We start from the raw sequence: 20,089 nt of genomic DNA on the forward strand, positions 1-20,089 counted from the left end.
ATCCCCGGCGGGCGCCGGGCCCCCACCGGAGCGGATCGGCGGGTCAGCCGACGAAGTGGGCACTGTCGCCGGCGGTCGCCGCGAACGCGGTGCCGCTGACCATCCGGGCGTCGTCGGAGGCGAGGAAGACCACCAGCGGAGCCACGTCGGCCGGCTCCACCCACGGCACCCCGAGCGGGGTGCGGGCGCGCAACGCCTCGACCGCCGCCTGCTCGTCCCGCCCGGCGTCACCGGTGGGGGTACGCCCCGCCTCGCTGACCGCCTGGGCGTAGCGGTCGGGGTGCCGGGTGAGCGCCGTGTCGACCAGCCCGGGAACCACCGCGTTCACCGTGATGCCGTACGCCCCCAACTCCAGCGCCGCCGACTTCATCAGGCCGAGGATGCCCCACTTCGACGCCGAGTACGCGGCCCCGAACTTCGTGCCGTGCTGCCCCTGGGTGGACGAGGTCACGATGATCCGGCCGCCGCCGCGGCGGACCAGCAGCGGCGCGAAGACCCGTAGCGCGTTGGCGGTGCCGGTGAGGTTCACGTCGATCTGGTCGTGCCAGTCCGGGTCGGCCATCTCCAGCAGCGGCTTGAACGCCTGGATGCCGGCGTTGGCGAAGACGACGTCGAGCCCGCCCCACTCGCCCTCGACCCGCTCCGCGACCGCCCGCAGCTGGCCCACGTCCCGCTGGTCGGCCACCGCGGCGAGCCAGCGGCGGCCCTCGGCCAGCACCCGCCGGCCCGTCTCGTCGAGGTCCGCCGGGCCGGCCGGCGGGTAGTCGAGGATCGAGCTGACCGGCGCCGCCACGTCCACTCCGGCCACGTCGGCGCCGGCCCGCGCCAACGCCACCGCCGCCGCCCGGCCGATGCCCCGCGCCGCGCCGGTCACCACGGCGGTACGCCCCGCCAGCGGCCCACGATGTGCTGCGTCCACGCCCGCTCCGTTCCCCCGTACCGCTCCGGGCGCTCCCCCGGCGCCCCGCGAAGGTCAACGACCGGCGACCGTCCGGTGGTGCGGTGACACGGCCGGGTGGGTGCTGTCCACAAGGACGCTTGACACCGGATTCCTGTTCTATAGTCTTACTGCCGTAGGACAATAGGAGGGATCGTTCCGGGTGATCGAGTTCGTGCTGGACGGCCGGTCCAAGGTGAACACCTACGTGCAGCTGGTGCAGCAGGTGAAGCAGGCGCTGCGGGTCGGCCTGCTCGCCCCGGGCGACCAACTGCCCAAGGTCCGTGACGTCGCGCAGGCCCTGGCGATCAACCCGAACACGGTGTTGAAGGCGTACCGGGAGCTGGAGATCGAGGGGCTGGTGGAGGGCCGCCCGGGGCAGGGCACGTTCGTCCGGCGCACACTCGCCGGCGACTCGCTGCCGCACCAGGCCGAGCTCCGCGACGACCTGGTGGCGTGGCTGCACCGCGCGCGGGCCGCCGGGCTCAGCCACGAGGACGTCACCGCCCTGGTGGAGACGACGATCCGGGCCACCCTCCCGGCCGGGCCGCCGCAGCAGAGCGTGAGCAGATGAGAGGAGACCGGATGGACGTCGTGCTGGAGACCGACCAACTCGGTAAGCGATACGGCAACAGATGGGCGCTACAGGACTGTTCGCTGCGGCTGCCCGCCGGCCGCATCGCCGCCCTGGTCGGCCCGAACGGGGCGGGCAAGAGCACGCTGCTGCACCTGGCGGTGGGCCTGCTGCGGCCGGACGCGGGGGCGGTGCGGGTCTTCGGCGCGGCGCCGTACGGCAACACCTCGGTGCTCGCCGAGATCGGGTTCGTCGCCCAGGACACCCCGCTGTACCGGGACTTCACCGCGGCCGAGCTGCTCACCCTCGGCGCCAAGCTGAACCGGCGCTGGGACGCGGCGCTGGCCCGCAACCGGCTCGCCGAGTTGGGCATCCCGCCGCGCAAGCCGGTCGGGCAGCTCTCCGGCGGCCAGCGGGCCCAGGTGGCGCTCGCCATCGCGCTGGCCAAGCGGCCCCGGCTGCTGCTGCTCGACGAGCCGGTGGCCAGCCTCGACCCGCTGGCCCGGCGCGAGTTCCTCCAGTCGCTGATGGGCAGCGTCGCCGACGCCGGCACCACCGTGCTGCTCTCCTCGCACCTGCTCGCCGACCTGGAACGCGTCTGCGACTACCTGATCGTGCTGCACGCCTCCCAGGCCCGGCTGATCGGCGCCGTCGAGGACCTGGTCGCCGAGCACCGCCAGCTGGTCGGGCCGCGGCACGACGGCGAGCCGATCGCCGGGGTGTCGGCGGTGGTCCGGGCCAGCCACACCGACCGGCAGTCCACCCTGCTGGTCCGCACCGACGGGGTGGTCGTCGACCCGAACTGGACGGTCCGCGAGGTGTCCCTGGAGGACGTCATCCTCGGTTACCTCGCCGACGGCGAGGCCCGGGCCAGCCACGCCGAGTGGGAGGTGCCGGCATGATCTGGCTGACCTGGCGCCAACACCGCCGGCAGGCGCTGTTCACCCTCGCCGGCCTGGCGGCGCTCGCCGCCCTGCTGGTCCCCACCGGCCTCGCCATGCGGAACCGGTTCGCCGACCTCGGCGGCCCCGAGTGCGTACGCCAACTGGCCCGGTCCGAGCTGACGCCGGGCGTGGTGGAGAGCTGCAACCGGGCGTTCGACCAGTTCAGCAACCAGTACGGCGCGTTCAACCTGGTGGGCGTGCTGTTCCTCGTCCTGCCGCTGCTGGTCGGCCTGTTCTGGGGCGCCCCGCTGGTCGCCCGGGAGGTGGAGCAGGGCACCCACCGGCTGGTGTGGACCCAGGGGGTCAGCCGGCGCCGCTGGGCCGCGGTGAAGTTCGGGCTGGTCGGCGCGGGGGCGGCGGTCGCGGCGGCCGGTTACGGGCTGGGCATGTCGTGGTGGCTGGCGCCGCTGACCCAGGCGGAGCGGCAGGGCCGGTTCGACGTCTTCTTCTTCGACATGCAGGGCCTCGTCCCGGTCGGCTACACCGTGCTCGCGGTCGCGCTCGGGATCTTCGCCGGCACGCTCTGGCCGCGGATGCTGCCGGCCATGGGGGCCACCCTGGCCGGTTTCCTCGCCCTGCGCGTCGCCCTGGTGGAGTTCGCCCGGCCGCACTACATGGCGGCGCGGACGCGCACCTTCCCGGTGGAGAGCGACAGCCCGATGCCGCACCAGGCCCACGGTGACTGGGTCCTCGCCAACGGCGTGCGGGACGCCGACGGCACCATGGTGGCGGCGAACGCGCAGATCGCCTGCCCACCCGGCGCCACCGGGCCGACCGGCGGGCGCTGCGGGGCGGAACTCGGCCTCGAGCCGGGCGCCTACAACTGGCAGCTCTACCAGCCGGCGGACCGGTACTGGGCGTTCCAGTACATCGAGACCGGCATCTTCGTCGCGCTCGCCGCGCTGCTGCTGCTGCTCGCGGTACGCCGGATCCGGCGGATCGCCTGACCGGTGACCGACGACCGCCGGGCGTCCCACGCCCGGCGGTCGTCGGGGCACGCCGACGGGTCTCCCCCGTCCGGTCCCGGCTCGCGGTTGCCCCCGCTGCCTACCGTCGGAGTCGGCGGTACCGACCGGGCCCGCCCGGCCCCCACGCCGAGGGTTGGTGCGGGAGCCGGATCGGCGATCAGTAGGGTAGGGATGTGTCTCTATGGATGGCCGCGATGTGGGGACTGGTCGGCAGCGCGGTGGCGGAGGCGCTGAACCTCTACGGGATGATGCGCCCGACGACCGAGTCGGGACACCGGTGGCAGTGGCCCTGGCGGGACCCGCGGGACCGGCCGATCGTGCTCTTCGCCGTCCTGCTGCGGATGGTGGCCGGCACCGGGCTGGCCGCCGCGGCGGGCGCCGGCGGCCTGGCCACCACCGCCTTCGCCAGCTTCACCTTCGGAGTGGCCGCGCCCCTGGTGATCGCCAAGATGTTCGACCAGCTCCGGGTGGCGGACCGGCCCGCCGAACCGAGCGGCGACGGCCCGAACGGCAGCCACGATGACGCCGCGTGACAGCTTCCTGCGCCGGCTCGCCGTCGCGCTGGCCGCCCGGCCGGCCACCACCGCCACCACCGTTCCCCCGCCGACCCGGACCCGGTTCGCCGCCGCGCTCGCGGCCCGCCCGGTGGCCGGCCCGCGGCCGGGTTCCGGGCCGGTGCCGCCGGTGGCCACCCGCTACCGCGACGGCAAGCTGACCGAGCGGGTCCGGGAGGTGCTGGCCGGCATCCTCGGCACCACCGCCGACCAGCTGCGGGTGGACTCCGACGGCGATGTCGGCATCCGGGCCGGCTCCGCGATGATCTTCGTACGAACCCAGGAGGACCCGCCGCTGGTGGACGTCTTCTCGCCGCTGCTCACCGGCGTCGACGCCACCGAGACGCTCTACCAACGGCTGTCCGACCTCACCAACGGCCTGGTGATCGGGCGGGTCTACTGCACCGGCGACACCGTCTGGGCGTCGATCCCGGTGTTCGGGCAGGAGTTCCAGCCCACCCACCTGCTGCTGGCCGTACGGGCCATGGTGGAGCTCGCCGACGACCTGGACGACCAGCTCCGGCAGGAGTTCGGAGGCAGCCGGTTCTTCGGGCCCGAGGCGTCCGGCCTGGTGGCGGTCCCCGACCCGACCGGCTACCTGCGCGACCTCGCCGACTCCGGCGAGACCGGCGCCACCGGCGCGAGCAGCGTGCTGGTCGACCTGCTGGCCGACCGGGGCCGCACCGAGGAGCTGCGGCTGCGCGCCGAGCACGGCGACTGGCACGCCGCCTCCCGGCTCGCCGCGCTGCTGGCCGCCCGGGGCCGGGACGACGAGGCCGAACGCTACTGGCGGATCGCCGCCGACCAGGGCGAACCCCGCGCCCGGCACGAGCTGGCCGCGCTGCTCGCCGGTCAGGGCCGGCACGACGAGGCGACGAGCCTGTTGCGCCAGGCGGTCGCCGACGACGACTGGCGCTCGCTGCCGCTGCTGCTGACCCTGCTCACCGAGCACGGCCGGGTGGACGAGGCGATCGCCCTGCTGCGCCAGCGGGCCGGCGCCGACGAGTGACCCGGCCGCCCGCCGACCCGGCACGCGCGGTCACCCGCTCCCGGTCGTCGCGGTACCCGATGACGCCCGGGCGGCACGAGGCGGTGCCCGCGCCGGCCCGGCGGCTCAGTCGAGGCCGGCGCAGGGCGTGCCGTCGATGGTGCAGGCGGTGGGGCGCGCGCTGACCGGGGAACCGGTCACCCGGAAGCCGACCCGCACCGAACCGCCGCCGGGCACCGCCCCGCCGGCGCCGTCCGGCACGAAGGTCCAGGTCGCGCCGTCCCGGGTGACCCGGGCGCCGCTGACCGAGGTGACCTCCAGGGATTCCCGGGGCAAGGTGACCGCCAGGGTCCAGTCGGTGACCCGGCCCGGGCCGGGATTGCGGATGGTCACCGCCGCCCCGTAGCTGAGCAGGGCGCGCTCCTCGATGGCGAACTCGGCGCCCAGCGCCGCGCCGGTGGCCGGCGGCGCCGCGGGGGACGCGCTGGTCGGCGGGGCGGCCGAGGAGGCGGCCGGGCTCGGGCGCCCCGACGTCGGGCGGGAACTGGGCGGTTCGGCCTGCACCCCGACGCCGCCCGCCGGTGAACCGGTCGGCACCGCGACCGCCGGCGGCGGGTCCAGGGCCACCGGCGCCAGGCGCTCCGGGGTGCGCAGCACCACGACGACGGCGACCGCCGTCGCGACCAGCACCGCCAGCGCGGCGAGCAGGGCGAGCCGGGCGACGGTCGGCCCGTCAGCCCGCCCGGTGGCGACGCGCCGCACCGATCCGGCGGCGGCCGTGATCCGGTCGAGCACGATGATCGCCACGGTCCGCCGTGGCTGCGGCGGTGCTGCCGGCATTGAATTCTCCCCTACAGATCGTCCGCCGGACATCGTGCCGCGCCCGCCGGGCGGCGGGCCGCCCGGCCCGGTCACAGCGCGCGAAGCCCGGCGAGCAGGTCCTTGAGCAGCGCCTCGGTCGGCAACGCGGAGAGCATCGGCGGCTCGTGGGTCTCGATCAGCCCGGCGTCCGCCAGGTCGGCGAGCAGCACCCGGACGGTGCCCACCGGCAGGTCCAGCTCCGCGCCGACCTCGGCCACCGACAGTGGACGCCGGCACAGCTCGACGATCCGCGCCTGCTCCGGGAAGAGCTGGGCGACGGGTGCCGCGGGCCGGGTCACCACCAGCGTGATCAGGTCGAACCGTCCCTGGTCCGGCGCGCTGCGGCCGCGGGTCATCGCGTACGGGCGGACGATCGGGCCGGCGTCGTCGTCGTACCACGCCTCGTCAGCGTCGCCGGTCGCTGGCACCGGGGCCTCCGCTCGTCGCTGTCGCGGCCGGTTCCAGGTACACCGGCAGGTGCCGTTCGGCCTGTCCCACGAAGAGCGCCACCTCGTACGCCATGTCGCCGACCTCGGCGTCGCCGCCGATCCGGACGGTGAGGATCGCCCCGTTGCGGATGGTGGCGACGAACAGGAACGCCCGGGACATCTGCACCACGACCTGCCGCAGCGCACCGCCGACGCAGACCCGGGTGGCCGCCATGCCCAGCGCCTCCAGCCCGGCGATCATGCTGGACAGTTGGGCGGCCAGTTCGTCGTCGACGTCCCGGGAGGCGCCGAGCAGCAGCCCGTCCGGGGACAGCACCACCGCGAACTCGGCGCCGGGCACCCGGTCGACCAGGTCGTTCAGGGCGGAGGTCAGGCTGTCGGCGCTGACCAACGATTGCGTCATCATCGTCCTCTCGGTGCTCGGGGTACCGGTATCTCGACCGTGTCGGAGCCGACGGTGCCCGGCCCGGGCCGCACCGCCCCGGGTCGGCGGTCCCGGACCGGCAGTCCGCCACTGTCGCCCCGGCCGCCGGACCGGGCAGGTGCCCGCTCGGGCCCACCGGCCGGCCTGCCACCCGGTCCGGCGGGCCGGCCACCCACGCCGGCCGGCGCGCCACCCGACCCGGCCGGCACGCCGTCCACTCCGGTCGGCACGCCGCCGACGCCGGCCGGCGGGCCAGCCGCCGCCCTCGGCACGCCGCCCGGTCCGGTCGGGTCGACCAGGCCGGCCGGCAGCCACACGAGCGCCGTGGTGCCGCCCCGCGGGCCGGGCCGCAACGACACCCGGACACCATGCCGGGTGGCGAGCAGGGCGGCAGCGTACAACCCGGAGCGGCCGGCCGGGGGGTCGCCCGGCGGCGGGGCGGCGAGCAGGTGGTTCAGCTCGGCCAGCGCGGTGGCGTCCAGCCCCGGCCCGTCGTCGGTGACCAGGATCGCGCAGCCCCGTGCCGCGGCCTCGGCGGCGACCCGGACCGTGCTGCTGGGCGGCGAGCAGACCAGGGCGTTCTCGACCAGCTCGGCCAGCAGGTGGACGAGGTCGGTGACCGCCGGCCCGGCGAGCGTCCACGGCCACTGCGCCGCGACGAGGACCCGCTGGTAGTCCGCCACCTCGGCGACCGCGCCGCGCGCCACGTCCAGCAGCGGCACCGGGCGTCGCCAGCGGCGGGCAGGCGTGCCGCCGGCGAGGGTGACCACCTTCTCCACGTTGCGCCGGATCCGGGCGGCCAGGTGGTCGAGCCGGAACAGCTCGGCGGCCTCGGCGGCCGAACGTTCCCGGCGTTCCAGGGCGTCCAGCAGGGTGAACTGGTCGCGCAGCAGCACCTGGTTGCGCTGGGTCAACCGGAGGAACAACTCGTGCAGGGCCGGCTCCCCCGCTCCCGGCACCGGCCCGGCGCCCGGGGCGGCCGCCGGCCCGCCATGCCGGACCGCCATCGGGGGCAGGCGCAGCTCGGCGGTGTCCGGCCCGGCCGGTGGGGCGGCGGCGGGGCCGGCCCGGTGGGCGGCCGGCCCGACCGTCGACGGCCCGGCCGGGGCACCGTCGTGGCGCCGCGGAGCGCCGGCGGACAGGCCCGCCGGTGGTGACGCGGGAACGCCGGTGGGCGCGCCCAGTGGGGACGGCGCGGGATCGCCGGCGGCTGCGGTCAGCCGGCGGACGGTGCCGACCCAGCCGGCCAGCAGGAGGAGCACCGAGACCAGGCCGAGGCCCAGCACCACGCCGGCCCGCGCGACCACCAGCGCCGCACCCGGAGTGGCCCGCTCGACGCTGCCCCGGGCGGCGGACGTCACCAGCTGGTGCAACCCGCCCAGGGCCGGGTCGACCGCCGCGCGCCACTGCTCGCCGGTGGGCACCGGCCCGTCCTCGCCGGCGCGCAGCAGCCGATCCTCCAACGAGAGCAGCGCGGTGAACCCCGGCCCCTCCACCAGGGCCCGGTGGCCGTCCCGGTCGGCGGCCGGCAGTCCGGCGGTCGCCTCGGCCCGGACGTAGCGGTGCGTGCTGACCAGTTCGGTCAGCCGGAGCCGGTCGTCGGCGGTCAGCCAGCCGTTGGTCAGCGCGGCGCTGACCAGGGTGTCCTCCCGGGCGAGCAGCTCGCGGGCCCGGGCCAGCCCGATCACCGCGCGGGTCTCGGCGGCCAGGGTGCTCTCCCGCGCCCCCCATTCCGGGCCGTAGACGGCGAAGGCGGCGTCGATCAGCCCGTGGTAGCCGGCCACCGCGGCGGCCCGGCCGACGTCCGCCTCGGCGCGCAGCCCAGCCAGCCCGGCCAGTCGCCCGAGCAGGTCGTCGACCCGGTCCCGGACGGCTCCGGCGGTGACCAGCCGGAGGTCGGGACCGTCGGTGGCCGCCCGCAGGGCGCCGGCCGAGCGATCCGTGTCCGCCCGGGCACCGGCCAGCGCGGCGCGGGCCCGGTCGTCCCCGGCGATCGCCGCCGCGCTGAGCCGGCGCTCCACCTGCAGGTCGAGGATCAGCCGGTCGGTGGGCTGCCCGAAGGTCTCCGCGAGCGCCCGCACCCGCACCAGGTCGGCGGCGTCCCGGCCGGTCAGGTAGGCGGCGTACGACCAGAGGGCGAGGAGCACGGCGGCGAGCGCGACGAGCTGCCGGCGGATCCGGGGATCGGCCGGCCGGGCCACCGCGTCGGCGCGGCTCACGGCGTCGGCGCGGCCCACCGCGTCGGCGCGGCCCACCGCGTCGGCGCGGCCCACGGCGTCGGCGCGGCCCACGGCGTTCATGGCGTCGGTGTGGTTCACGGGGCCGGCCTCTCCGGCCACGGCCGGCCGGACGCGCCGGTCGAGCGGTCGGCCAGCAGCGTCCGCAGCAGCGCGAGCAGTTCGGCGCGGTTGGCGCAGTTGAGCCGGGAGCGCATCCGGGCCACGTGGTGCTCGACCGTCTTGGCGGAGATGAACAGCCGGTCACCGATCTCGCGATAGGTCAGGCCGGCCACCACCAGTTCACCGACCTCGCGTTCCCGGTCGCTGAGCCGGTGCGGCGCGGGGCTGGCGATGGCCTCGGCGTCCTCGGCCCGCGGGCCGCCCTTGGCGCCGGCCGACCGCCCCTGCAACATCCGGGCGCAGTCCAGCAGCGCGGTCATCGCCCGCCGGTCCGAGGTGCGGATCGCCGCCTGCCCGGCGAGCCGCGCGCCGTCCCAGCACAGGCCGGCGTCGTGCAGCCCGCGGGCGGCCGCCTCCACCCGCACCGGGTCGACGACGCCGCGCAGCACCTCCACCCAGCTCGCCGCCGCGGCGGCGACCACCGCGGCGTACCGGCTGTGGCCGGCGGCGGCGAGCAACGCGGCCACGTGGTCGTCGGCGGCCGCCGGCTCCTCGGTGAGGATCGCCGCGTGCAGCCCGCTCCAATGCAGCGGGGCGCTCCACAGTGGCGGGTCGCCGAGCCGGGCCAGCAGCAGCCGGGCCTCGCGCAGGTACGGCGCCAGGCGGCCCAGGTCGCCCAGGCGCGCGCCGGCGATGGCCAGCTCGCCGAGGGGCAGCAGGGTGAACAGGTCGACCGGGTGCCGGACCAGCGCCTCCAGCGCGTGCCCCCAGCCGCGCTGGAGGGCGCCGAGGTCGCTGTTGCGGCGGGCGATGCCCAGCTCCAGCGCGGTGGCGAAGAGCAGGTCCCGCGACTCCAGCGGCCGGCCGCCGGTCACCGACGCGAGCCGGTCGGCGGCGAGCACCGTACGGCCGCGGACCATCGCGATCCAGGCCTGCAGCAGCCGGTGCCGCCGGGCCAGCAACGGCCCGCCGGTGCCGCTGGCCAGGGCCCGGTCGAGCACCCGTTCGCCGATCTCCAGCTCGCCGCAGTGCAGGGCGGTCAGCGCGGCGAGCGCGGCCGGGCTGTCCGGCAGCAGCACCGCCCGGCCGGCCGGTTCGAGCAGCGCGGCCGCCTGCACCAGGGTGGAGAGCGCGACGGTCGGCGGGCCGTCGACGCTGGCGGCGATCCCGTCGGCCATCAGCCGGGCCGCGCTGGCGTGCAGGGTGGGCGGCCCGTCGGGGACCGGTCCGGCGCTGTCCGGGCGGTCGACCCGGTGACCGGCGGCGAGCACACCGACGGCCGCGAAGGCGCGCGCCGAGGCGCTGCCCGACCAGCGGTACAGCTCCACGCTGCGGCCGAGCTGGCCCCGGTGCGCGAGCGCCGTGGCGGCGACCGCCGCCGCCTCGGCGCGGTCGGCCGGCGGGGCGGTGTCCAGCAGCCGGTCGGCCAGCCGCAGGGCGGCGTCCAGGTCGCCGGCGAGCGCGGCGGCGACCGCCTGCCGGACGGCCGCCGGCCGACCGGCGGCCGCGGCGGCGGCGAACAGCTCCGCGGCCAGCGCCGGCTCCCCGGCCAGCGCCTCCTCGGCCGCGGCCGCCAGCGTCGGGGCCGGGCACTCGGCGGCCACGCCGGCCGCGAGCAGCGAGCGGACCAGCGGGAGCACCGGCCCGCCGCGGGCCAGTTGCACCTCGGTGAGCCGGCGCCACACCGCCGTGCGGTCGGTGGCCGGGCTCAGCGCGGCCACCGCCCGGCGCACGATCGGCGCGAGCCGGCCGTCCGCGCCGAGCAGGCCGGCCGCCCGGGTCGCGGCGACCAGCTCGTCCACCTCCTCGGGGGTACGCCCGAGCAGCGGACCGAGCAGGTCGACCGGCAGCGGCACCCCGGCGGCGACGGCGAGCAGCAGCCGGCGTACGTCCGGCGCCAACTCCTCCAGCTCGGGGGCGAACTCCAGCACCACCTGCCGGGACGGCTCGGCGGGCACCGCACCGCCCTGCCCGCGCAGCCCACGGGCCAGCCGCTCGACGTCCCGCGGCACGCCGGCGGCCTGGGTGTGCACGAAGTCGACCAGGTCGGGGCGGCGGCCGAGGTCGGCGGCGGCGAGGTAGGCGGCGGTCTGCTCCCGGGCGAACGGGGTGAGCAGGACCAGCTGCCCGTCCCGGCGCAGTGCGTCGGCCAGCTCGACCAGCGCCGCCGACCGGGGCCACGGCCGGTAGCCGACGGCCAGCCGGTGCCGGCGGGCGACCACCAGGGCGTGCAGCGCGCGCAGCCGGGCGTCGTCGAGCAGGTGCGCGTCGTCGACCAGCAGCACCGCGTCCGGGTCGACCGCCTCGGCGGTGGCCGGCGCGCCCTCCACCACGGTCGCCCCGGCCTGCCGGTAGATCCGGCCCAGCTCCTGCAGGTACGCGCTGCGGCCGTGCCCGCCCGGCCCGGTCACGCCGAGCGTGAGCGGCGCGTCCGGGTCGCGCCCGACGGCGTCGAGCAGGGCTCGCGGCCCCGGGTCCAGCACCAGGCGGGACCCGGCGACGCTACTCATGATCATGGTCATCCTTCGCGTCCCCGCCCGCGCGCGAGCGCCAGGCGGCGGGACGCCCTCGGCAGTTCCAGTGGGGTGATCCGGACCGGCGGCCGGGGTGGTGGCTGGTCGGGCACCGGCCCGTCCAGGTCGGGTCGTCGCCGGGCCGGCAGGGGGGCTTCTCGGCCCGCGCCGCTGACCGGGGCCTCGGCACGGCGCGGCCCGGCGGCCGGGCGGGGCTCCGGCACCCGCCGCGGCGGGCGCGGCGCGACCACCTGGCAGGCGGCCAGCGCCGCCCCGGTGGCGGCGGTCAGCTGCGGATGGGGCTCCACCTCGACCGGCACCGGGAAGGCCGCGGCGAGCAGTTCGGCGACCAGCGGGATCCGGGTGGACCCGCCGGCGAGCAGGACGCCGTCGAGCTGCGCCGGGCGCAACCCGGCGGAGTGGACGGTCCGGACCAGCAGGTCGACGGTGGCCTGGACGGCCGGCCGGATCAGCTCCTCGAACCCGGTCCGGCTGACCGGCACCCGGGCGGGGCCGGTCGGCAGGGTCAGCAGCACGTCGGTCTCGGCGTCCACGGTCAGCTCGCGCTTGGCCCGCTCGCACTGCGGCAGCAGGCCGCGCAGCACGGCGTCCGCCGTGCGCCGCCCGGCGGCGCCCAGTTCCCGGGCCAGCACGGCGCGGACGTGGTCGGCCAGCGCCTCGTCGAAGTCGGCTCCGCCGAGCCGGTCGAGCCCCTGCGGGAGACCGAACGTCTGGTAGGTGCCGCGCGGGGTGCGCCGCACCAGGGCCGCCTCGAAGGTGGTGCCGCCGAGCGCGTACACGGCCGCCGAGCCGCCCGGGAAGCCACGGGCGGCGTGGCTCTCGGCCACGGTGACCGTCCGGGGCAGCAGGGTCACCCCGGCCAGCCCGAACTCCCGCAGGGCGGCTCGCAGCAGGTCACGCCGGTGCCCGCCCCAGCCGGCGGGGTGGCTGAGCACGACGGCCTCGGCCGGCTCGCCCTCCTGGTCGTGGACGCGCTGCACCACCCAGGTCGCCAGCGCGGCGGTCAGCGTCTGCGGGGAGCACGGCTCGCCGGCGAGCAGCAGCGGAACGTCGTCGCCGACCCGGCGGACGAAGCCGCGGGCGGTGCGGCCGGGCTCGGCGTCGGTCGGCTCGCCGACCAGGAACATGCCGTCCGCCGACAGCCGTAGCACTGACGGTACGGTCACCGAACCGTCATCCAGCGTGACCGCCTCGGGTCGGCTCCAGGTCTCCCCCCGGCGCCGGGCCACACTGGCCACGGTGGTGGTGCTTCCGATGTCTATCCCCAGGACGTACGGCATCCGCTTTCTTCCCTCACCGCGAGTCGGCCGGCCGGTGGCGACGGGTGTCGGCACCCGGCGGCGACCACCCCCGGCGAAACCCCCGTGGGCTCCTACGTTCGTACCAGAGATCACTCCCGGATCGGGACCCTAACTCTGGCCGGCCCGAGTCCCCCAGTCCCCCTAACGGACGAGGGGGTGGACACCCTAATCCGGCGGGGCGGGTTGCGGGGCGTTCCCCGATGCCCGGCGCCGCCCCCGGCCGTACGGTCGCTGTCGACGATCGACGGTCACCGACGCCAACCGAGGAGAACTGGCACCATGCCGCACCAGACCCTGCACGACTTCGTCCTCAACCTGCTCACCGACCCCGACGCGCGGTCGGCGTTCGACCTCGACCCGGAGGGCGCGTTGCGGGCCGCCGGTCTGCACGACATCACCGCCGCCGACGTGCAGGACGTCGTGCCCCTCGTGGTCGACTACGCCCCGGTCCACGGCCTCACCCCGACCGGCCCCACCGGACAACTCGGCGTCGACCCCCTGCTGACCGACACCACCGACGTCGTCGGCCAACTCCAGAACGTCACCCACCAGCTCAGCCTCACCACCGGCGACAACGGCCTCGACGTCAAAGCCGGCGTCCTCGGCGCCATCGCCGTCGACCCCACCGCCGTCGGCATCGGCGCCACCGTCCTGCCCGGCATCGGCCTCGGCATCGGCCCCGGCGGCCTCAGCACCGACCTCACCGGCGCCCACGACCTCGCCCACACCCTCGACGCCGACGTCATCGGCGCCGTCGACACCACCGCCGACCCCGCCGTCGCCGACCTCACCACCACCCTCGGCAACCCCACCGCCCCCCTCGACGGCGGCGACACCGGCCTGCTCGGCACCGGCCTGCTCGGCGGCGACGGCCTCCTCGGCGGCACCCTCGGCAACACCCAGGGCCAGGTCGACGGCCTCGTCGACGGCCTCGGCGTCGACGACACCCTCGGCGGCCTCGGCATCGGCACCGGGCAGGGCGGCGTCGTCCCGCCGATCGACGTCCCCTCCACCGTGGACGGCGTCACCGGCCAGGTCGACGGCCTGCTCGGTGGGGTCACCGGCACGGTGGGCGGCGTGACCGGCGGCGTGACCGGCGGCGTGACCGGCGGTGTCACCGGCGACGCCGGGGTCCACGGCGACGCTTCGGCGTCGGCCGGCGGCGGCCTGCTCGGGGTCACCGACGGACTGCTCTGACCGGAACCGGTGGGAGCGAAAAGGCCGGACCGCCCTGGGCGGTCCGGCCTTTTCCCGGACCCCTCTTGATAATTGCCATGAAATCCGCACACTTGGTGCGGTGATGGCGGGGATCTGGCTGGACGTGCTCGACGAGATCGCCCGTACGTGCCGGGAGCACGGGCGCGGCGACCTGCTCCAGACGGTCCGGGACAAGCGCGCCCAGCTGCTGGATCCGACGCTGCGGGTGCTGGTGCTCGGCGAGCCGAACCAGGGCAAGAGCCAGCTGGTCAACGCGATCGTCAACGCCCCGGTCTGCCCGGTCGGCGACGGCCGCACCACCCTGCTGCCCACCGTGGTGCGGCACGCCGCGGTGGCCGCCGCCGCGGTGGTCCAGGCTCCACCGTCCACTCCGGGTCGGCCCGGCGGCGGCACCGGGACCGTGGAGCGGACGGCGGTCCCGCTGGACCAGATCCCCGCCGGGGTGGCCGGCACCCTGCGCCGGGCCGGTGGCGGGCCGGCGTACGTCGAGATCGGACTCCCCCGCGCCCTGCTCGGCGCGGGCCTGGTGCTGGTCGACACCCCGGGCGCCGACGAGGTGGCCGCGCTCGGCGCGGCCGCGCCGGCCGCCGCGCTGAACCGCGCGGACACCGTGCTGCTGGTCTCCGACTCGACCCGGGAACTCTCCGTCGCCGAGCTGAACGTGCTGCTGCACCTCACCCGGTCGCATCCCAACGTGCTGGTGGTGCAGACCAAGACCGACCTGGCGCCGGACTGGCGGGCGGTGGCCGAGCGCAACCGCAGGCACCTCGCCGAGGCCGGCGTGCCGGCGGCGCTGATCTGCGTGTCGGCGGCGCTGCGGCTGCGTGCCGCGGCCGCCGACGACCGCGACCTCAACGCCGAGTCGGGCTTTCCGGTGCTGATCGCCCGGCTCCAGCGCGACCTGGCCGGCAAGGGCGACGTGCTGGCCCGGGCGTCGGTGAGCCTGGTGGCCCGCACGGTGGTGGAGCAGCTCGCCGCGCCGCTGCGCGCCGAACTGGCCAGCCAGCAGGCCGAGCGGGAGACCGGCCCGATGTCCCGGCTGCACGCCGCCCAGCGGGAGGCCGACGAGCTGCGCCGGTGTGCCACCCGGTGGCAGAACACGCTCGCCGACGAGATGGCCGACCTGCTCTCCGACATCGAGTACGACCTGCGCGACCGCACCCGGGAGATCCTGCGGATGGTCGACGACGCGTTCGACACCGCCGACCCCCTTGTCGCCTGGGACACCTTCGAGGAGTGGCTGCGGCAGAGCCTGGTCGAGGCGGCCGAGGCCAACCACGAGTGGCTGGTGCAGCGCTGCGACTTCGCCGCCCGGCGGGTGGCCGGCAACTTCGCCCGGTACGGCTACGACGTGCTGCCGCCGTGGTCGATGGCGGTGCCCGACGACCTCGGCGACCGGCTGCCGAGCATGGAACGGCCGAGCATCGACCGGTTCACCGCGGGGCAGAAGGTGTTCACCGGCATGAAGGGCTCGTACGGCGGCCTGCTCATGTTCGGCCTGGCGATGACGCTGGCCGGGATGCCGATGATCAACCCGGTGTCGATCGGCGCCGGCGCGCTGTTCGGCGGCAAGAGCATCCGGGACGAGGGCCGGCAGCTGCTGCGCCGCCGCCAGGCGACCGTCAAGACGGCGATCCAGCGGCACGTCGACGACTTCTTCGTCCGGATGACCAAGGAGTGCCGGGACGCCACCCGGCAGGTGCAGCGGATGCTGCGGGACCACTTCACCGCGCTGACCGAGGAGTTACAGGAGGCCATCGTCGCGTCGCTGCGTACCGCCAAGCAGGCCGCGGACACCGACGCGGCGGCGCGCGACCAGCGCCAGCGCGAGATCCGGCTGACCATGACCCGGCTGGCCGCGCTCTACGAGCAGGCGCAGCAGTTGACCGGCGCCCGGCCCGCGGCGGCCACCCTGGAGCCCCGGGCATGACCGTCGGCCTGCGGCTGGACGAGGCGGTCTGGGGGCTGCTGCACCGGGCCCTGGAGTGTTACCGGGACGATCCCCGGGCCACCGCGCACCTGCGCCGCCAGTTGGCCCGGCTGGAGCAGCCGCTGCGCATCGCGATCGCCGGTCCGTGGCGCTCCGGCCGGTCGACGGTGTTGAACGCGCTGATGGGCGAGGAGGTCGCGCCGGTCGAGGGGACCGACGGCAGCGGCGTCTTCACCTGGTACGAGGACGGCGCGCAGCCGGCGGCGACCGCCTACTCGACCAGCCACCCGCCCCAGCAGCTCGCGGTGGCCAAGTCGGCGACCGGGATGCGGGTGGACCTGGTCGGCTGGCGGGCCGGCGAGCTGCGCGACATCGTGGTGCGGTGGCCCACCCGGGCGCTGCGGCAGATCACGCTGATCGACACGCCCCCGGTGACCGGCCCGGACGAGCACGGCCGGTCGCCGGTACTGGACCGGGTGCTGCGCGACGCGGACGCCCTGCTCTACCTGACCCGGGACGGTCGGGGCAGCGACCTGCGGCTGCTGGAGTCGGTCCGGGAGAGCGCGGTCGGGCAGGCCGCCCCGATGCCGGTGGTGCTGGTGCTGTCCCGGGCGGACGAGATCGGCGGCGGGCGGATCGACGCCCTGCTCACCGCCCGGCAGGTCGCCCGCCGGCAGCAGCGCGACCCGCGGGTCGACGCGGTCTGCCTGAACGTGGTGGCGTGCAGCGGGCTGCTCGGCCTGGCCGGCCGGGTGCTCAGCGAGTCCGACTACGCGGCGCTGGCCCAGCTGGCCCGGGTGCCCCGCCCGGAGCTGGAGGCGTACCTGCTCTCCGCCGACCGTTTCCTGCGCGGCGAGCTGCCGGTGGCGCTGGACGCCGAGGTGCGCGCCACGCTGCTGGAGCGGCTGGGCCTGTTCGGGGTCCGGCTGGCCACCACCCTGGTGCGGACGGGTTGCGACAGCCGGGTGGCGCTCTGCGCGGAGCTGATCCGGCGCAGCGGCCTGACCGAGCTGCGCGAGTCGGTGCACCGGTTCTTCGTCGACCGGCGGGACACCCTCAAGGCGCGCTCGGCGCTGGCCGCCGTGGAGGCGGTGCTACGGGCCGAGCCGGGCCCGGGCGGCGCGGAACTGCTCGGCACTGTCGAGCAGATCCTCGCCGGCGCGCACGAGTTCCAGGAGCTGCGCCTGCTCGCCGCGCTGCGGGACACCCGGCTCGGCTTCGACGCCGACCTGGCCGCGGAGGCGCGGCGGCTGGTCGGCGGTGACGGGGTCGGGTTGGCCGCCCGGCTCGGCGTCGAGCACGACGCGACGGTGCAGCGGCTGTGGGAGGTCGCCGCCGACGCGCAGTGGCGCTGGCGGGAGCGCGCGGAGGATCCGGTGTTGCGGCTGGCCCAGCGGCGGGGCGCGGAGGTCGTGGTCCGCAGCTGCGAGGGGATGCTCGCGGAGCTGGCCGAGGGCGGGCGCTGACCGGTCAGCGCGGACGACCCGCCGGCCGGCCGCCCACCGCACGGACCGCCCGCCGCATGGTCAGCGCGGGCGCGCGCCGGTCGGTCAGGTCGGGCGGACCGCGATCGCGCCGTCGACGGTGCGCAGGATCAGGCGCAGCACCTCGTGCCGGGAGGCGCCGGTCTCGGCCAGGTAGGCCCAGCCCGCGTAGAGCTGGGACCAGACCAGGCTCTGCAACCAGTCCGCCGGCAGCTCCGGGTCGATGGTGCCGTCGGCGTGGCCGCGCTCGACCATCGCGGCGAACTCCGGGTCGCACCCCTCGGACCCGCCGGCCGCCGGGTCGACGCAGAGCCCCGGCTCGGTGAACATGAGCGAGAGCAGGTTGCCCAGGTCGAAGTACTCCTGGCAGAGCCGGCGCAGCGCCGAGGCGCCGGTGCCCTCGCCGATCCGGGCCTGGGCGGTGGCGCGGCCCAGCCGGGTGACGGCCTCGGCGCCCACCGCGGCCAGCAGGTCGGAGCGTTCGGCGAAGTAGCGGTGCAGGGTGGTGCGCCCCACCTCGGCGGCGGTGGCGATGTCGCCCAGCGAGGCGGCCGGGTTGCGCCCCAGCACCTCGATCGCCGCGTCGACGATCGCCTGGCGGGTCCGCGCCCGGCTGCCGGACACCTGCACCTCGGTCACGCCGAGAGGATAGCAACAGCCCAGTTCGGAATACAGCTTGACTGTAGTGGAACATGGCTGTTCCATTCAGGTCATGGCTCCTTCCAGCTCCGAAGCCGCCCTCCCCCGACTCCGCACACTGGCGTCGTTCCTCGCCCCGCACCGGCGGACGATGCTCCTCGGTCTGGTGCTGGGCCTCGCCGCGAACGCGGCCGGGCTGGCCACGCCGATGGTCACCAAGTGGGTCCTCGACACCCTCGGCGCCGGCCAGTCGATGGTCCGGCCGATCGGCGTCCTGCTGGCCCTCGTCGTCGTCGGCGCGGCGATCACGCTCTGCCAGTGGCGGTTGCTCGGCACGCTGGCCGAGCACATCGTGCTGGACGCGCGGACCGCGCTCGTCCGGCGCTACTTCCGGGCCCGGGTCGGCGACCTGCAACGCCGGCCCACCGGGGAGCTGGTCACCCGGGTCACCTCCGACACGCACCTGCTGCGCGAGGCGTCCGGCAGCATCGTCGGCCTGGTCAACGCCGGCATCGCGCTGCTCGGCACGCTGGTGCTGATGGGGGTGCTGGACCTGTTCCTGCTGGGCTGCACCGTCGTGGCCGTGCTCGTGGTCGCGGCGGTGATGGGCGTGTTGATGCCCCGGATCGCGGCGGCGGAGGCCGCGGCGCAGGAGTCGATGGGGCAGCTCGGCGGGGCGCTGGAGGGCGCGCTGCGGGCGATCCGCACGGTCAAGGCCAGCCGCGCCGAGGCCCGGCTGGGCGAGCGCGTGGTCGCCGACGCCCGCCAGGCCGCGGCGCACAGCGTACGGTCGGCCCGGGTGACCGCCTCGGTCTGGACGATCGCGTGGACCGGCATCCAGCTGGCGGTCATCGCCATCCTCGGCATCGGCGCCTGGCGGGCGCAGCGCGACCTGCTGGAGATCTCCAGCCTGATCGCCTTCCTGCTGTACGCGTTCCAGCTGATGGGGCCGATCAGCGAGCTGACCCAGAACACCACCGCCCTGCAGGCCGGCGTGGCGGCGGCCGGGCGGATCCGGGAAATCGAGGCGATCGAGACCGAGCCGGAGACCCCGCCCACCGCCGCGACCCGGCCGGCGGTGGCCGACCCGGAACAGCCGGTGCTGGTCTTCCAGGACGTCACCGCCCGGTACGGTCCGGACGCGCCGCCGGCGGTACGGGGCATCGACCTGGTCATCCCGCGCCGCGGGCACACCGCGATCGTCGGCCCGTCCGGCGCCGGCAAGACCACCCTCTTCTCGCTGATCCTGCGGTTCCTCGAACCCGAGCACGGCCAGTTGCTGCTGGACGGCCGCCCGTACGCCAGCTACAGCCACGACGAGGTGCGCGCCCGGCTGGCGTACGTGGAGCAGGAGACGCCGGTGGTGCCCGGCACCATCCGCGACAACCTGCGGTTCACCCACCCGGACGCCACCGAGGCCGAGATCCGGGAGGTGCTGCGCGCGGTGCGGCTGGACGAGAAGGTCGACTCGCTCCCCGACGGCCTGGACACCTCGCTGGCCTCCACCGAGGTGTCCGGCGGGCAGCGCCAACGCATCGCCCTGGCCCGGGCCATGCTGCGCACCCCCGACGTGCTGCTGCTGGACGAGGCGACCGCGCAGGTCGACGGACTGACCGAGGCGGCGCTGCACGAGTGCGTCCGGCAACGGGCCGCGACCGGCGCGGTGGTCACCATCGCGCACCGGCTCTCCACCGTGCTCGACGCCGACCGGATCGTCGTGCTGGCCGACGGCCGGATCCGGGCCCAGGGCACCCACGCCGAGTTGCTGGCCGGCGACGACCTCTACCGCCGGCTGGTCGAGGCGCTGCGCATCGCGGCCGAGCGGCGCGACGACCCGGTGACGGTGCGGTAATCCGCGCCCGCCGGACACCTCCGGGGCGGGCCCGGCCGCGTCACCTGGTGATATGAGTCAGATGATATAGAGCTATCTCGATCGTATCCGCGT

General features: G+C 76.3%; 17 protein-coding genes. 9 read left to right on the forward strand and 8 right to left on the reverse strand.

What is annotated here, in order from left to right:
* Positions 1 to 43: 43 nt before the first annotated feature.
* Positions 44 to 919: an SDR family NAD(P)-dependent oxidoreductase gene (locus tag Q3W71_RS15180; protein WP_302919964.1), complete on the reverse strand. Its 876-nt coding sequence runs from the start codon at positions 917 to 919 to the stop codon at positions 44 to 46.
* A gap of 181 nt (positions 920 to 1,100) precedes the next feature.
* Here Q3W71_RS15180 and Q3W71_RS15185 point away from each other — a divergent pair, with 181 nt between their 5' ends.
* The 5 genes from Q3W71_RS15185 to Q3W71_RS30970 all read left to right on the forward strand — a co-directional run bounded on the left by Q3W71_RS15185 (position 1,101) and on the right by Q3W71_RS30970 (position 4,986).
* Positions 1,101 to 1,511 carry a GntR family transcriptional regulator gene (locus tag Q3W71_RS15185; protein ID WP_302919965.1) on the forward strand — a complete coding sequence of 137 codons (411 nt, stop codon included), beginning with the start codon at positions 1,101 to 1,103 and terminating at the stop codon, positions 1,509 to 1,511.
* Between the two features lie 11 nt (positions 1,512 to 1,522).
* Entirely contained in the window at positions 1,523 to 2,413 is an 891-nt protein-coding gene (locus Q3W71_RS15190; RefSeq protein ID WP_302919966.1) for an ABC transporter ATP-binding protein, read from the forward strand.
* Positions 2,410 to 3,402, forward strand: a complete 993-nt coding sequence (locus Q3W71_RS15195) for a transporter (protein WP_302919968.1) — start codon at positions 2,410 to 2,412, stop codon at positions 3,400 to 3,402. The genes Q3W71_RS15190 and Q3W71_RS15195 overlap by 4 nt, the downstream gene beginning before the upstream one ends.
* Positions 3,403 to 3,596: 194 nt before the next feature.
* A complete protein-coding gene (locus Q3W71_RS15200; RefSeq protein ID WP_302919969.1) occupies positions 3,597 to 3,956 on the forward strand; it encodes a hypothetical protein in 360 nt (119 codons plus the stop codon).
* Positions 3,943 to 4,986, forward strand: coding sequence for a tetratricopeptide repeat protein (locus Q3W71_RS30970; RefSeq protein WP_368050686.1), 1,044 nt, complete (start codon positions 3,943 to 3,945; stop codon positions 4,984 to 4,986). The genes Q3W71_RS15200 and Q3W71_RS30970 overlap by 14 nt, the downstream gene beginning before the upstream one ends.
* A 105-nt stretch (positions 4,987 to 5,091) precedes the next feature.
* On the opposite strand, the gene Q3W71_RS15215 is transcribed toward Q3W71_RS30970, so the two are convergent.
* The 6 genes from Q3W71_RS15215 to Q3W71_RS15240 all read right to left on the reverse strand — a co-directional run bounded on the left by Q3W71_RS15215 (position 5,092) and on the right by Q3W71_RS15240 (position 12,852).
* Positions 5,092 to 5,805 (reverse strand): cellulose binding domain-containing protein, encoded by a 714-nt coding sequence (locus tag Q3W71_RS15215; RefSeq protein ID WP_302919970.1) that lies wholly within the window; start codon positions 5,803 to 5,805, stop codon positions 5,092 to 5,094.
* Positions 5,806 to 5,876: 71 nt separating this feature from the next.
* Entirely contained in the window at positions 5,877 to 6,254 is a 378-nt protein-coding gene (locus Q3W71_RS15220; protein WP_302919971.1) for a DUF742 domain-containing protein, read from the reverse strand.
* Positions 6,232 to 6,678 carry a roadblock/LC7 domain-containing protein gene (locus tag Q3W71_RS15225; RefSeq protein WP_302919972.1) on the reverse strand — a complete coding sequence of 149 codons (447 nt, stop codon included), beginning with the start codon at positions 6,676 to 6,678 and terminating at the stop codon, positions 6,232 to 6,234. The genes Q3W71_RS15220 and Q3W71_RS15225 overlap by 23 nt, the downstream gene beginning before the upstream one ends.
* Complete coding sequence (locus Q3W71_RS15230) at positions 6,678 to 8,999, reverse strand: nitrate- and nitrite sensing domain-containing protein (protein ID WP_302919973.1); 2,322 nt, start codon at positions 8,997 to 8,999, stop codon at positions 6,678 to 6,680. Before Q3W71_RS15230 ends, Q3W71_RS15225 begins: the two co-directional genes overlap by 1 nt.
* Before the next feature lie 14 nt (positions 9,000 to 9,013).
* The gene (locus Q3W71_RS15235; protein ID WP_302919974.1) at positions 9,014 to 11,548 is read right to left on the reverse strand and encodes a LuxR C-terminal-related transcriptional regulator; all 2,535 of its coding nucleotides are present in this window, start codon (positions 11,546 to 11,548) and stop codon (positions 9,014 to 9,016) included.
* 8 nt (positions 11,549 to 11,556) lie between these two features.
* Complete coding sequence (locus Q3W71_RS15240) at positions 11,557 to 12,852, reverse strand: Hsp70 family protein (protein WP_302919975.1); 1,296 nt, start codon at positions 12,850 to 12,852, stop codon at positions 11,557 to 11,559.
* A gap of 300 nt (positions 12,853 to 13,152) precedes the next feature.
* On the opposite strand from Q3W71_RS15240, the gene Q3W71_RS15245 reads away from it, so the two are divergent.
* The 3 genes from Q3W71_RS15245 (at position 13,153) to Q3W71_RS15255 (ending at position 17,487) form a co-directional block, all read left to right on the forward strand.
* Entirely contained in the window at positions 13,153 to 14,070 is a 918-nt protein-coding gene (locus Q3W71_RS15245) for an IniB N-terminal domain-containing protein (RefSeq protein ID WP_302919976.1), read from the forward strand.
* Positions 14,071 to 14,173: 103 nt separating this feature from the next.
* The gene (locus tag Q3W71_RS15250; protein WP_302919977.1) at positions 14,174 to 16,021 is read left to right on the forward strand and encodes a dynamin family protein; all 1,848 of its coding nucleotides are present in this window, start codon (positions 14,174 to 14,176) and stop codon (positions 16,019 to 16,021) included.
* Positions 16,018 to 17,487, forward strand: coding sequence for a GTPase domain-containing protein (locus Q3W71_RS15255; RefSeq protein ID WP_302919978.1), 1,470 nt, complete (start codon positions 16,018 to 16,020; stop codon positions 17,485 to 17,487). The genes Q3W71_RS15250 and Q3W71_RS15255 overlap by 4 nt, the downstream gene beginning before the upstream one ends.
* 84 nt (positions 17,488 to 17,571) lie before the next feature.
* Here Q3W71_RS15255 and Q3W71_RS15260 read toward each other — a convergent pair whose 3' ends face one another.
* Positions 17,572 to 18,144 (reverse strand): TetR/AcrR family transcriptional regulator, encoded by a 573-nt coding sequence (locus Q3W71_RS15260; protein ID WP_302919979.1) that lies wholly within the window; start codon positions 18,142 to 18,144, stop codon positions 17,572 to 17,574.
* Positions 18,145 to 18,217: 73 nt separating this feature from the next.
* On the opposite strand from Q3W71_RS15260, the gene Q3W71_RS15265 reads away from it, so the two are divergent.
* Entirely contained in the window at positions 18,218 to 19,996 is a 1,779-nt protein-coding gene (locus Q3W71_RS15265; protein WP_302919980.1) for an ABC transporter ATP-binding protein, read from the forward strand.
* The last annotated feature ends 93 nt before the right edge of the window (positions 19,997 to 20,089 follow it).

The sequence above is a fragment of the Micromonospora sp. C28SCA-DRY-2 genome, assembly GCF_030519475.1.
Classification (GTDB): Bacteria; Actinomycetota; Actinomycetes; order Mycobacteriales; family Micromonosporaceae; genus Micromonospora.